The 13,773-nt window shown below is 69.0% G+C and carries 10 protein-coding genes and 1 pseudogene; 7 read left to right on the top strand and 4 right to left on the bottom strand.

Translation table 11 applies throughout. The features are described from left to right. The first annotated feature begins 97 nt into the window (after positions 1-97). Positions 98-487 (top strand): WD40 repeat domain-containing protein, encoded by a 390-nt coding sequence (locus BL254_RS29530; RefSeq protein WP_371390793.1) that lies wholly within the window; start codon positions 98-100, stop codon positions 485-487. A gap of 95 nt (positions 488-582) precedes the next feature. On the opposite strand, the gene BL254_RS16715 is transcribed toward BL254_RS29530, so the two are convergent. From BL254_RS16715 to BL254_RS16725, 3 genes and pseudogenes are all read right to left on the bottom strand, one after another. Beyond that, positions 583-1,488, bottom strand: a complete 906-nt coding sequence (locus BL254_RS16715; RefSeq protein WP_076843965.1) for a WD40 repeat domain-containing protein — start codon at positions 1,486-1,488, stop codon at positions 583-585. A gap of 27 nt (positions 1,489-1,515) precedes the next feature. Further along, positions 1,516-1,572, bottom strand: a pseudogene (locus tag BL254_RS29535) (hypothetical protein); the annotation flags it as partial. A gap of 222 nt (positions 1,573-1,794) precedes the next feature. Next, the gene (locus BL254_RS16725; protein ID WP_047223876.1) at positions 1,795-4,098 is read right to left on the bottom strand and encodes a SpoIIE family protein phosphatase; all 2,304 of its coding nucleotides are present in this window, start codon (positions 4,096-4,098) and stop codon (positions 1,795-1,797) included. A gap of 436 nt (positions 4,099-4,534) precedes the next feature. Between BL254_RS16725 and BL254_RS16730 the strand changes: the two genes are divergently transcribed. Then, complete coding sequence (locus BL254_RS16730; protein ID WP_076843967.1) at positions 4,535-8,173, top strand: HAMP domain-containing protein; 3,639 nt, start codon at positions 4,535-4,537, stop codon at positions 8,171-8,173. A gap of 303 nt (positions 8,174-8,476) precedes the next feature. After that, positions 8,477-9,994 carry a PstS family phosphate ABC transporter substrate-binding protein gene (locus BL254_RS16735; RefSeq protein ID WP_076843994.1) on the top strand — a complete coding sequence of 506 codons (1,518 nt, stop codon included), beginning with the start codon at positions 8,477-8,479 and terminating at the stop codon, positions 9,992-9,994. A gap of 97 nt (positions 9,995-10,091) precedes the next feature. Here the strand turns inward: BL254_RS16735 and BL254_RS16740 are convergent, their stop codons facing one another. Further along, positions 10,092-10,511, bottom strand: a complete 420-nt coding sequence (locus BL254_RS16740) for a helix-turn-helix transcriptional regulator (protein WP_235433627.1) — start codon at positions 10,509-10,511, stop codon at positions 10,092-10,094. Positions 10,512-10,618: 107 nt separating this feature from the next. Between BL254_RS16740 and BL254_RS16745 the strand changes: the two genes are divergently transcribed. From BL254_RS16745 to BL254_RS16760, 4 genes are all read left to right on the top strand, one after another. Then, a complete protein-coding gene (locus BL254_RS16745; protein WP_047223923.1) occupies positions 10,619-11,173 on the top strand; it encodes an ArsI/CadI family heavy metal resistance metalloenzyme in 555 nt (184 codons plus the stop codon). Beyond that, positions 11,173-12,003, top strand: coding sequence for an MIP/aquaporin family protein (locus tag BL254_RS16750; protein ID WP_076843969.1), 831 nt, complete (start codon positions 11,173-11,175; stop codon positions 12,001-12,003). Before BL254_RS16745 ends, BL254_RS16750 begins: the two co-directional genes overlap by 1 nt. Before the next feature lie 24 nt (positions 12,004-12,027). Further along, positions 12,028-12,438, top strand: a complete 411-nt coding sequence (locus tag BL254_RS16755; RefSeq protein WP_076843971.1) for an arsenate reductase ArsC — start codon at positions 12,028-12,030, stop codon at positions 12,436-12,438. Positions 12,439-12,624: 186 nt separating this feature from the next. After that, complete coding sequence (locus BL254_RS16760; protein WP_076843972.1) at positions 12,625-13,773, top strand: LuxR C-terminal-related transcriptional regulator; 1,149 nt, start codon at positions 12,625-12,627, stop codon at positions 13,771-13,773.

A 13,773-nucleotide genomic window follows, 5' to 3' on the forward strand; every position in this document is an offset into this window, starting at 1 on the left:
CCTGGCCAGCAGCAGCCGAGACGGGACGGTACGGTTGTGGGATGTCACCGACCGTTCCCGCCCGCGCCTGTTCGGCGCCCCGCTGGCCGGTCACACCATGTTCGTGTTCTCGGTGGCGTTCTCCCCGGACGGCCATGTCCTGGCCAGTGGCAGCTACGACGGGACGATAAGGCTGTGGGACGTCACCAACCGCTCCGATCCGCATCCAGTTGGTGATCATTTGTGGGTCTCCAGTACCACCGTGCGGTCGGTGGCGTTCTCTCCGGACGGCCGTACGCTGGCCAGCGGCAGTTTCGACGGGACGGTCCGACTGTGGAACGTCACCGATCTTTCCAGTCCGTATCCGCGCAACGACTCCCTGACCGTCCATGGCGACTGGGTGATGTCGGTGGCGTTCTCCGCGGACGGGCGCACCTTGGCCACGGGCAGCAACGACAAGACGGTGCGGCTGTGGGAGCTGCGTCAACCCGCCTCCGCCGGCAGCTGATGTGACCGGCGAGAAGACAATCTTGGTCAGGTTGCCGAGAACCCGCCGTCGACGAATATCGTCTGGCTGCCGGCCCGGGGCGGGTGCGCGGGTTTTCAGCGGTGGCCTGGTAGGTGTCGTCGCCATCCGCGCCTGTCCTTCTCCGACGGATGGGGGGCACTGGCGTCCGGCTCGTTTCTGGCCGCGAGCGAAATACCAAGGACGGTTCGGGAAACCGCGGGGTAGCCGTCGAGCGGAGGGATCGGCTGGCTGTCGTGGAGCCTGCGCACACCGGGCAGGAAATCGTCCAGTTCGCCTGGCTCGAACACACACTCGCGGATGATCCAGGAGAATGCGCCGGCGGGATCCCCGACCAGTTTGTAGCCGCCGTCCGGCAGGATGAGGCACCATCCGTGCGCGGGAAGGTCGATCATGGTGGCGATCGGGCGCCACGAACGGACCTCCCACAGCCGTGTCGATCCGTCCGCGCCGGTGGACGCGAGCAGCCTGCCGTCCGGGTCGAAGGCCACCGTGCGCACGGCACCGACATGTCCGGTCAGGCGCGCTGATGTTCGTCCGGTGGCCGGCTCGTACAGCCATACCGACCCGTCGTCGCACGCCGACGCGAGCAGGGCTCCGTCCGGGCTGAACGCCATGGACAGGATGCCGCCGCGCGCCGCGGTGGAGCCGGCGGCGACGATGGACACAGCCGGCGGGCTGTCGCCGGCCACGCCGGTCCGCGCGATCTGCGCGATCTGCGCGGTGGGCGCGGTGGGCGCGGTGGGCGCGACGTCCCACAGGCGGATGCGGGCGCGGTCGGCCGTCGCGAGAAGGCCGCCGTTCGGGCTGAAGGCCAGCGGCCCGACGGCCCGGGCATGGCCGGCGAAGCTGCCGATCTGGTTACCGGAGACGACATCCCGGAGCCGTACGCCCGGGCCCGCGCCGGTGGCCAGCAGGGTGCCGTCCGGGCTGAACGCCACCGAACGCACCTCGCCCGCGTCGATCGGCAGGACCGTCCGCACGGCGCCGGTGCCAGCGTCCCAGATGTGGATCGTCGCGTCCGCGCCCCCCGACGCGAGCAGGGTGCCATTGTTACCCCCGGCGCATGATCGAACGTCGTTTTATAGTGGGTCGCCAGCCGTGGCGTACTGTTTGTTCAGGCGGCGGTAACTATCTGTTTGTTTTTTCGTCGCGTGGGGCTGCTAATACCCGGGAGGCGGTGGCCGCCGTCCCCGCGGACGATTCGCGATTCGCGATTCGCGGTGGCGGCTCGGCGGCCAGGGTGTCTGGTCCGGCGTTTTCCGGCGGTGGTACCTGCCGGCGCGGGGTCAGCGCAGATGGACGGCGATCAGGCAGGTGTCGTCGTCGGTGTCGGGGGTGGTGTGGCGCAGGAGGTGGTCGGCATACCGCTGGAGGTCGGCGATCGGCCGGCCGGCTACCAGGACGAGGGTGTCCAGCGCCTCGTCGAGGGCGCTCCCGCGCCGTTCGATGAGCCCGTCGGTGAACAGCAGGATGCCGTCGCCGGGCCGCAGTGCGGTGGCGGTCTCCTCGTAGGCGCTGTGTGGGTCCGCCCCGAGGAGGACTCCGGCCGGCAGCGGGAGCGTGCCGGCGTCGCCGTCGCGGACCAGGACGGGCGGCAGGTGCCCGGCGCATGCCCAGCGCAGCACGCGGGTGGCCGGGTCGTACAGACCGCAGACGGCGGTTCCGGTGACGTCGTCGGTGAGGTGGTAGGCGACGTCGTTGAGCCAGCGCAGCAGCTGGGCCGGCCCCGCCCCGGTCATGGCAAGGCCACGCAGGCTGTTGCGTAACGTGACCATGCCGGTGACAGCCCTGATCCCGTGCCCGGCGATGTCACCGACGGTAAGAAGGACCTCCCCAGAGGGCAGGACGACCGCGTCATACCAGTCACCGCCGACCAGATGGTCCTGGTTGGCCGGTCGGTAGCGGACGGCGATGTCGAACCCGGCGGTCTCGACCGGATCGGCCGAGAACGGCGTGATGGCCCGTTGCAGCTGGATGGCCAGACGCTGCTGGTCGTCGGCCCGCTGTTCGGTGTCGGCGAGCTGGTCGCGGGTGGCGGCGAGGGCGACCTGGGTGTGGTAAAGAGTCGAAAGATCCTGGTATGTGCCGCGGACGGCGACCAGGGTGCCAGCGGCGTCCGTGACGGGTTCGGCGAACGCGCGTATCTGCCGGATCGCACCGTCGGCCCGCAGGAGCCGGAACGTCGTGGCGGCCGGCCGCACCTGGTTGAACAGCACGTCACGGAAACGGCGGACAGCATCGAGATCGTCGGCATGGACGTGGGCGTCCAGTCCCTGCAGGGAGATGGGCGCTTCCGGCGCGCCCGGCATCAGCCGGAACAGCGTGAAGGTGTGGTCGGTCCAGCGCACGTCACCGGTGAGCACGTCCTGCTGCCAGCCGCCGAGCTCACCGAGCCGCTGGGCGTGCTGGAGGATGGTGGTCAGCCCGTTGCTGTCGTCGGCCCGCCGCCAGGTCAGCGCGATGCCGTCGAAGAGCCGGCCGATACGCACGTCCATCTCCGTCGCGACGATCCGGTCACCGACGATGACGTGGACGGGCAGGCTGTCGGCCTGATACGGCTGACCGGTGCGCAGCACGTCCACAGCATGCTCGAACAGTCCGTCCGGGACCGTCATCAGCGGATGGACGTGGGACAGCCGGCGGCCGACGAGATCCCGGGGACCGCGGCCGGCCGGGTCGACGAACCCGTCGCTGACGTGGTCGATCTGGAAGTCGACGATCCGCCCGTCCTGGTCACGGACGGCGTGGGCGACGAGGGCGGAGCGCAGCAGGGAGTCCAGCAGGGCGGGCAGCCACGAGCCGTGGCGTCCCCAGGTGCGTTCCCCCTGGACCCCGAGGCTGCTGGCGCAGATCCCGGCCAGCGTGAGCAGCTGGTGGCGCAGCGCGGGAGCGAACTCCTCGAGAGGCTGCGGCCAGCAGATCTCCATCGCTCCCAGCAGCGCCCCGGCGTCGGTCAGCGGCAGCACCGCCCGGGCGCCGCGCCAAGGCCCGACCAGCGGGAGCGGGCGCGGCAGGTGCTGGGCTGCCGGCCACCACCGGGGGCAGCCGTCCTGAACGACCCGCTGGGCAGGGCAGTCCATCTGCGGCGGGAGGCGCTGCCAGCGGCTTGCCTCCAGGGCGCTGAGCCCCGCCTCGCCGACGAGCTCCAGCGCGCCGTCCGGTTCGGTCATCCACAGCGCCACGGCCACGGCTCCCAGCGGGGCGAGGGCCTCCTCCAGCGTCGCCGCGGCGATCCGGGATCCGTCCACGGCCCGTGGTGCCGGGGCGTCGGCCAGTTGCGCCGGCTGGTGGCGGGGCGGCTGTGCCGAGCCCCGCACGAGCGCGTCGCCCGCCGGYTGGCCGACCACGTCGGCGGCGAGCTCTGCCAGGGGCATCCCGGACCGGGCCGCCAGGTGGGTGAGCTGCCTGGCAGCCTCACCGGGGGAGCAGCGCAGGCGCTCGGTCAGGACACCGATCGCGAGATCCACCAGGGCTTCGGTGGCGGCCTGCGCCCGCACCGCCTCAAGTTCGCCCTGCTGGCGGACGATCAGTGCGGTCAGACGCGCCACCTGGTCGTCGCCGGCCGGGCCGGTCGGCCGCTGTGTTCCCACCACGTACGTCCCTCACTGGCTCGGGTGCCGCCGGCATGCGGACTGCGGCCCCCCAACATGGACATCCTCGCACGGACACCACCGGGCGGACGAAGCCCCCGCGGTCCGCTGTTCTCCCGTTCTTCGTTGCTTCTGTTCCGTGGTTCTCCCCGGCTCTGGCGCCGTGGGCCGATGACGACGCGACGGTGCCTGTTCGGTGCCTGCCTGCTGCCTGCCCAGCACCTGTTCKATGCGTGTTCGGTGGCTGGTCGGTATCTGTCCGCGTCGGTTACGGGCCACGATTCCGAGACCGTTCGAGAAAACCCTAGGACATCAGAAAACTGGGTCGAGTGCGTTGTCCGTTTCACCCTGGTTTGCGAATCGTCCAACTCTCTACCGTGGAGCACGGGGACCGGCCGGCTGTTCGGGGTCGGCGGCCGACGAGCGGGGTGTACCGGTGGGTGAGGCTACAAAGTCGGAGCGGGTGAAGTCGGAGGGGGCAACGACGGGAGGGCGGGACGAGCCCGCGCTGCGCCAGCTTCTCGCCGGTCTGACGGCGGTGCGTGGCGGGGACTTCCGCGTGCGTCTGCCCTACGGCGACGACCCACTCATGAACGAGATCGCCGACGTGTTCAACGGCATGACCGACCAGCTTTCCGCGATCGCGTCCGAGGTGGCGGGAGCGGCCCGGGAGGTCGGCATAGAGGGCAGACTCGGCCGTCACCTCCGGGTACCGGACGCGCCCGGTGCCTGGCGGGAGCTCATCGAGTCGACCAACATGGCGGTGGGGAGCCTGGGCAGCCAGGTCCGTGACATCTCCCAGGTGGCTGCGGCGGTGGCCCGCGGCGATCTGTCACGGAAGATCACCGTGGAGGCGCACGGCGAGGTCCTGGAGCTGAAGAACACCATCAACACGATGGTCGACCAGTTGTCGTCGTTCGCCGGTGAGGTCACCCGGGTGGCCCGGGAGGTCGGCACCGAAGGGCGGCTGGGCGGGCAGGCGTTCCCCGGGGTGGGCGGAACGTGGCGGGACCTCACCGACTCGGTGAACTTCATGGCCGGCAACCTCACCGGCCAGGTCCGTTCCATCTCCCAGGTGGCTGCGGCGGTGGCCCGCGGCGATCTCTCCCAGAAGATCACCGTGGACGCGCGGGGGGAGATCCTGGAGCTGAAGAACACCATCAACACGATGGTCGACCAGTTGTCGTCGTTCGCCGGTGAGGTCACCCGGGTGGCCCGGGAGGTCGGCACCGAGGGACGACTGGGCGGGCAGGCCGACGTCAAAGGTGTCTCGGGCACCTGGAAGGACCTCACCGAGTCCGTCAACGTCATGGCGGCCAACCTCACCGTCCAGGTCCGCTCCATCGCCGAGGTCACCACCTCGGTGGCCAAGGGCGACCTGACCCAGAAGATCCGGGTGGACGCGCGCGGGGAGATCCTGGAGCTCAAGGAGACCATCAACACGATGGTCGACCGGCTGTCCTCGTTCGCCGACGAGGTCATCCGGGTGGCGGGCGAGGTGGGGACACAGGGCAACCTCGGCGGGCAGGCTGTCGCGCGGGGCGTCTCCGGCACCTGGCGGGACCTCACCGACAACGTCAACTCGATGGCCAACAACCTGACCAGCCAGGTTCGCAACATCGCCCAGGTCACCACCGCCGTGGCCCGGGGCGACCTGTCGAAGAAGATCGACGTCGATGCCCGCGGGGAGRTCCTGGAGCTCAAGACCACCATCAACACGATGGTCGACCAGCTGTCGTCCTTTGCCGCGGAGGTCACCCGGGTCGCCCGCGAGGTCGGCACCGAGGGGATGCTCGGCGGGCAGGCCGAGGTCGAGGGCGTCTCGGGGACGTGGAAGCGGCTGACGGAGAATGTCAACGAACTCGCCGGCAACCTCACCCGTCAGGTGCGCGCGATCGCCGCGGTGACCAGCGCGGTCGCGGCCGGTGACCTTACCGGGTCCGTCTCGGTGGAGGCACGGGGGGAGGTCGCCGAACTCAAGGACAACATCAACGCGATGGTGCGGTCGCTGTACGAGACCACGCGCGCCAACCAGGAACAGGACTGGCTGAAGACCAACCTGGCCCGCATATCCGGCCTGATGCAGAAACACCGCGATCTCAACACCGTCACGGAACTGGTCATGGACGAGCTCACGCCGCTGGTCGGCGCCCAGTACGGCACGTTCTTCCTGGCCGGATCCGGTGCGGACACACCCGCGCCCGCGCTGCGCCTGATCGCCAGCTTCGGGTACCAGGCCCACCCCGACGTGCCGCGCGAGTTCGACCTGGGACAGTCCCTGGTCGGGCAGGTGGCCAGAACCAAGAAGTCGATTTTCATCGACCGGACACCGGTGCACTATGTGAAGATCTCGTCCGGTCTCGGCCACGCCGAACCGGTCAATCTGATCGTGCTGCCCGTCCTCTTCGAGGATCATGTGTTGGGCGTCATCGAGCTCGCCTCCTTCACCCCCTTCACGCAGGTGCACCGGGATTTTCTGGACCGGCTGATGGACATCATCGGTGTCAATATCAACATTATTGTCGCCAACTCGCGTACCGACTCGCTGCTGGCGGAGTCGCAACGTCTCGCCGCCGAGTTGCGGGCACGCTCCGAAGAACTTCAGAGCCGGCAGGACGAGCTGCAGCGTTCCAACGCCGAACTGGCGGAGAAGGCGGCTCTGCTGGCTCGCCAGAACCRCGACATCGAAGTCAAGAACTTCGAGATCKAGCAGGCCCGACAGGAAATCGAGGAACGGGCCCGGCAGCTCGGCCTGTCGTCCAGGTACAAGTCGGAGTTTCTCGCCAACATGTCCCATGAGCTGCGCACGCCGTTGAACAGCCTGCTCATCCTGGCGCGGCTGCTGGCGCAGAACCCGGCGAACAACCTCAGCCCGAAGGAGGTCGAGTACGCCAACGTCATCCACTCCGCCGGCTCCGATCTCCTGCAGCTCATCAACGACATCCTCGATCTGTCGAAGGTCGAGGCCGGCAAGATTGACATTCACCTGGAGCGTTTCGCGCTCGGCGCGCTCCTCGACGACGTCCGGGCCATCTTYTGTCCGGTCATCGAGGAGAAGGGCCTGCGGTTCACCGTCGACGTCGCCCCCGACGTGCCGGACGCGCTGGTCAGTGATCAGCACCGTCTGTTGCAGGTGCTGCGTAACCTGCTGTCCAACGCGGTCAAGTTCACCCAGCGGGGCGGGGTGGAACTTCGGATACGGGTGGTCAGTGGCCGTGTGCTCGACGACGAACGGCGCCCGGCCGTCGCGTTCGCGGTGACCGACACGGGTATCGGTATCGCCGAGGAGAATCTGGACCGGCTTTTCGGGGCCTTTCAGCAGGGCGACGGCAGCACCAGCCGCAGGTTCGGCGGGACCGGCCTGGGACTGTCCATCGCACGCGAGGTCGCGGCTCTGCTCGGCGGTGTGATCCGTGCCCGGAGCGAGTTCGGGCAGGGCAGCACCTTCACCCTCTACCTGCCGCTGTCCTCGCCCGAGGCGATCGGTGAACAGGCCCGTGGCGCCACGCAGCCAGCCATTTCCGGCCCGCCGACACCCGCGGCCCTGCCACTGCCGCCCGGCTCGTCCGGCTCCTCTGGCTCGTCCGGCTCACAGGTGTCCGCGGCCGCGCTGGTATCCGCGCCCACACCCGGCGACAACGGCGTCCCAGCACATGCCACCACGGACGACGTGCTCCGCAGCCGTAGGATTCTTGTGATCGACGACGACGTCCGGAACGTGTTCGCCATCACCAGCATCCTCGAGCTCTACGGCCTGAACGTGATTCACGCGCCCGACGGGCGTATAGGCATCGACATCCTGCTCGCCACCGACGGCATCGAGCTCGTTCTCGTGGACGTGATGATGCCGGAAATGGACGGTTACGCCACGATGGCGGCAATCCGGGAAATGCCCCGCTTCGGCGCGCTGCCGATTATTGCCGTCACCGCGAAGGCCATGCCGGGCGACCGGCAGAAGTGCCTTGCCGCCGGCGCCGACGACTACGTGACCAAGCCGGTCGACACCGACGAGCTCCTCGCCTGCATCCGGCAGCGGCTCACCGACCAGGAACCCGGCGGCAGGAACATAAGGTGATCTGAATCCCGGTTCGGGCGGCAGCGGTCCCTCGGGCCGACGTCCCCGGACCACTGTGTGCGCCCGCGGTTGAGTGACGGCTCGCGGGGGATGGTCCGCTGTCGGCCGCGTCGTACCGGCAGCCCGTCTCCCGGTCGAGATGAACGTGCGACCGACGGAGGTGAACGCGCGGCTGGCCGAGGTGAATTCATGGCGAATACCTGACGGTCGGACAGCACGGAGCGCGCCGACCCMGACCAGAACCCCATACGGTCGCTGAATCATCATATCGGTCCAATCGTGCATTTGAGGACGGGGCGAAACRTGGGTTGGTTGAGCGCTGAGAGTGTCGTGGCCGTACTCACCGCAGTGCTCGGTATCGCGGCATCCTTCGCCGTGGTCTGGTACGAGCGCAGGGTGCCCCGTCACCGGCGCATCGGCTACCGCGTGCAGATGGACACTCCCATCGGTAGCGACAACCGCGGCGGGCAGGGCCAGGCGAACATACGGCTCGGCCTGTTCAACGACCTCCCCGACATGTCGGATGCCACCCTCGTTCTCCTGCGCATCGAAAACGACGGTGCGCAGGGCATCACCGACACCGACTACACCAGCAACGGCCTCACCGCTGTCTTCACCGAGCGCATCGTCAGAGGTGTAGCTGTCACCCAGCCCGACGCCGAGCATCTGATGGACCACTTCGCCGCACCGGGGGCCATGCGGCACGGCGACAGCACGATCTACCTGCCCCGTGTCCCGCTCAACCGCGGCCAGCACTACAAGCTGCTCGTGCTGCTCACCGGCGGCCGCGTCGGTTGCGTCGTCCGGGTCAGCGGCGGGATCCGGGACGGCGCCGTGATGCCCAACCGCAGCACGACGGTGGACGACACCCCACCCCTGTTCAGCAGACCCGCCCGCTGGATCACCGTCCTGCTCACCCTCTGTGTCACGGCGTTGGCAGTCATCATTGTCGTCCGCCGGAACGTGCCGCCTCCCATCGGCTGCGCCACCGGAAAGCTCACCGTCATCGGTTCGACGGCCTTCGCGCCGGTCGTACGGGAAATCGCCGAGAAGTACGAGTCCGACTGCCCGGATTCAGAGATCACGGTGAACTCACGCGGCAGCAACGAGGGCATACAGGAACTGGTGGACGCCGGTGACAGGTCCACGAGCGGGTCACCAGCCGTGATCTCCATTTACGACGGTTCAAAGCCGGACGGCTATCCGCAGATGACAGGGGAGCGCGTCACGGTCTCCGCCTTCGCCCTGGTGGTGAACGACCAGGTGTCGATCGGAGGTCTGACGATCAACCAGATACAAAGAATCTACCGGGGCGACATTCTCAACTGGAACCAGGTCGGCGGCCCCGACCTCCCGGTCCTGCTCGTGAGCAGGGACRCCAACTCCGGCACCCGCGACCTGTTCCGGCGGCACATCCTCGACGGGTTCGGTGAACCAGCCCTGACCTCGCTGGACTGCGAGCACAGGAATTCCCCGCAGGACAGGGTCGTCCGCTGTGAACTCGACAGCACCGAGCGGGTGCTGAGAACCGTGGCCAGGCTCCCGGGCGCCATCGGCTACAGCGAACTGCAGGCTGCCATCGCGTCCAGGAACCTGCATGCCCTGCGYATCAACGGTCAGGCGCCGTCGATCGAGAGTATCGGCGACAGCTCCTATCCCTTCACGGAGATCGAGTACGCCTACACCTACGGTAGCCCACCCGCTGGTTCTCTCACCTCCAGCTTTCTGAACTATCTGACAAGGGGCAGCGGTCAGGACGTCATGAAGACCCATGGGCACCTGCCCTGCTACAGCCCGGAGGGTTTCAGGCGCTGCCAGTAGTGATCGGTGACTCYCACGGGTACTTGATCATGAGGTCGCCCGAGCGGTCCGGACCGGAACCCGCTTCGTACTGTGGTTTCCCCGCGCCGTCAGGCGGCTACCGCGGGGGCGCGAAGACGGTGGCCAGGGCAGCCAGGGCGTCGGGCACGGCCCGGTAGTACGCCCAGACGCCGCGTTTGTCCCGAGTGATCAGCCCGGCGTCCACCAGGACCTTCAGATGGTGGCTGACGGTGGGCTGGCTCAGGCCGAGGGGCTCGGTGAGCTCGCAGACGCAGGCCTCGCCGTTCTCACGAGCATAGATCATCGACAGGAGTCGCAGCCGGGCGGGCACGGCGATCGCCCTGAGGACCGTGACGAGTCGCTCCGCTTCCTCGGCGGACAGCGGCGCCCTGGTCAGCGGGGTGCAGCAGGCCACGGGGAGGCCGGCGAGGCCGGACGCGTCGGAATCCGCGCGCGTGCCGGGGCCCGTGGGGGCGGCGCGCGCGGGAAGCGGGGTGGGCAGGGGTGCGGTCGCCATGCGCTTCAGCATGCCTTACCTATTGACAGCCGTCTATGTGTGGGGGCATCGTCGCGTTTGACGGAAGACATTGATGGTCATCGATGCGATGAGAGGTTGTGATCATGATTCCCAGGGTGCAACTGGCGCTGAACGCCTCCGACGTGGACGCGGCGGTCGACTTCTACACGAAGCTGTTCGGGGCCGGCCCGGCGAAGCGCCGGCCGGGATACGCGAACTTCGCGATCGACGTGCCGCCACTGAAGCTGGTGCTGATCGAGAACCCACGGGCCCGGGGCGCCGGGGTGGCCGGCGCGCTCAACCATCTCGGCGTCGAGGTCGCCACCTCCGAGGAGGTGACCGCGGCAACCACGCGGCTGGCCGGGGCCGGGCTGGACACGGCGACCGAGGAGAACAGCACCTGCTGCTACGCGGTGCAGGACAAGGTCTGGGTCGACGATCCGGACGGCGCCCCGTGGGAGATCTACACGGTGCTCGCCGACGTCCCTGACAGGACCGACGCCGCTATCGGGGTTGGGCCGGCACTGCGGACGGTGGAACCGGGCGGCGGGCCGGCTTCGGCGTGCGCGTGCGGGCCAGGCGGTGACTGCGCCCCGACGGCGGACACCGGTGCGGCCGTTCCGCTCGCCACCGCAGGTCGTGCTGGTCACGCAGGCCGCTGATGGCACAGGTACGGCCGGGCCTACCGCCGCTGGCGCGCCGGCTGGCCGCCGAGGCGGTCGGCAGCATGCTGCTGGCCGCCCTGGTGATCGGTTCGGGGATTGCCGCGACACAGCTCAGCCCGGGACAGACCGGGCTGCAGCTGGTGGAGAACGCCGCGGCGACCGCCGCCGGCCTGTTCGCGATCATCCTGATGGTCGGGCCGGTCTCCGGAGGGCATTTCAACCCGGTGGTCTCGGGGGTGGACGCCGCGTTCGGCGGGCTGCCGTGGCGGGACGCCGCGGCCTACGTTCCCGCCCAGGTCACCGGCTGCGTGGGCGGGGCGGTGCTGGCGAATCTGATGTTCGAAGAGCCGGCAGTGTCGATCTCGACGCGGCACCGGGCGTCCGGCGCGCATCTGCTCGCCGAAGTCGTCGCGACCGCCGGCCTCATCCTGCTGATCTTCGCGCTGACGCGGTCCGGTCGAGGCGACCGAGCCCCGGCGGCGGTCGGTGCCTACATCGGCGCGGCCTACTGGTTCACCAGTTCGACCAGCTTCGCGAACCCGGCGATCAGCGTCGGGCGGATGTTCTCCGACACCTTCGCCGGGATCGCCCCGACCTCCGTCCCGGCGTTCGTCGGCATGCAGGCCATCGGCGGCATGATCGGCTACGGGCTGGCGCGCCTGTTCTACCCGCCACCCCCGACCGCTCCCGGCCCCGCCGCGCGGGTGCTGTCGCCCCGCAATCAGCCCACTACCGCGTCCAGGGACGTCGCGTCGGACGCCACGACGTCCGATGGTCGGACGTCCAGCAGCACGGCGCCGGGGCTGGTCCGTGGCATCTCATCGTGAAGACGCGAAGAAAGGATCCGACGTATGTCCGGGAAGCCCTCGGTGCTGTTCGTCTGCGTCCACAATGCCGGGCGGTCCCAGATGGCCGCCGGCTGGCTGACCCGGCTGTCTGGCGGCGCCGTCAACGTGCGTTCGGCCGGGTCGCTGCCGGCCGAAYGGGTCAATCCGGTCGCGGTGGCGGCCATGGCCGAGGTCGGGATCGACCTCGGCGCCCAGACGCCCAAAGTCCTCACGTCGGAGGCGGTGGAAGCCTCCGACGTGGTGGTCACCATGGGTTGCGGGGACGCCTGCCCGGTCTTCCCCGGGAAGCGGTATGAGGACTGGAAGCTCGACGACCCCGCCGGCCAGGGCATCGACGCCGTCCGCCTGATCCGGGACGAGATCCGGGCCCGTGTCGAGAAACTTCTCCAGGATCTCCTGCCTCCCATCTCCTGACGATCACCTTCGGGGCTCGCTCGCTGCCCACCGCCCGGCACCCCGGTGGCGCACCAGCGCCACCGGAAAGCCATCGAAACATGCGGCGGAGAAGACGCCCTGACGGTCCGCTCGGTGTCCAACCGGATGGGTCGTGTTTTGTTTCTTTCACTTCCGTGTAATGCGATCGACCAGCATGATTGTCCGGTGGCTGTCGATCGAGAATTACTACTCGACCGGGTCGGTGAGCTGGCGGAACGGGTGCGTGCGGTGCTGGAGGGCCCGGCGGTGGAGGACGCCGGTGAGTCGTCGGAACTGGCGCAGGCGCTCGCGGCGGCCGGTGCCGAGATCCGTGCCGTGCTGTGCGCCCGTCCCGCGCCCGACGCCCGGACGGCAGGTGAGCTGTGCCTGGGTCTGGTCGAGCTCAGACGGTTGCGGGGAGAACTGCGCGAGCATGCGGTGTCGGTGCGGTTCGCGGCGGTGGCCCGGATCCATCGCGGGCTGGCCAAGCTGCGGGCCTGTGAGACCGTCGCCGAGCTACTGCCCGCGGCGGCGGCCGAGCTCGGGTCGTGCTGCGACTTCGACCGGGCGGTGATCTCGCGGCGTCGGGGGTCGACGTGGCGTGCCGAAGCGGTATGGCTGGCACCGGGGCTGGATCCGAGCGTGTYGCGGGCGACGGAGGTGTATCTGCGTGGGACGTGGATTCCGCTGGGACCCGGCGTCCTGGAGACGGAGCTGATCCGCAGGCGCACCGCCGAGGTGATCGCGGCCGATGACCCGCGGACCAACAAGGAGCTGATGGCCGTGTCGGACAGCGTGGGATACGTGGCCTCGCCGGTGATGCCGGCCGGCCGGGTGATCGGTTTCCTGCAGGCCGACTGCTACGGGTCGCGCCGCGAGCTGACAACACTGGATCGTGACAATCTGTGGACGTTCGCCCAGGGCTTTGGCCTGCTGTTCGAGCGCACGGTGCTGCTGGAGAGGCTCGCCCAGCAGCGGGCCCAGGCCCGGGAGGCTTTCGAGCTGGCCGAACGGCAGTTGCGGCAGCTCGCCGAGGACGAGATCCTGCTCGCCCGCAGTGACCGGGAGCTCGGCGCCGTCGCCTCCCGCGCCGCCGACATCTTCCGGCCCGTGGCCGCTGCCGACGACCCGGTGGCGAGCCTGCTGACCGCCCGCGAACGGAGGATCGTCGAACTCATGGTCACCGGCGCGCGCAACAGCGAGATCGCCGACCGGCTGGTGCTCAGCGAGGACACGGTCAAGTCTCACGTCAGGAGCGTGTTGCGCAAGCTACGTTCGGCCAACCGCGCGGAAGCGGTGTCGCGATATCTCAAGATTGCAATGTCCCAGTCGTGA

This window comes from Protofrankia sp. BMG5.30, assembly GCF_001983005.1.
GTDB lineage: Bacteria > Actinomycetota > Actinomycetes > Frankiales > Frankiaceae > Protofrankia > Protofrankia coriariae.

What these genes read in the sequence shown, in the direction of transcription:
- BL254_RS29530 (WP_371390793.1), top strand. Translation starts at nt 98, where the DNA reads ATGTTCGTGTTCTCGGTGGCGTTCTCCCCGGACGGCCATGTCCTGGCC.
- BL254_RS16740 (WP_235433627.1), bottom strand. Translation starts at nt 10,511, where the DNA reads ATGGCGACCGCACCCCTGCCCACCCCGCTTCCCGCGCGCGCCGCCCCC.
- BL254_RS16750 (WP_076843969.1), top strand. Translation starts at nt 11,173, where the DNA reads ATGGCACAGGTACGGCCGGGCCTACCGCCGCTGGCGCGCCGGCTGGCC.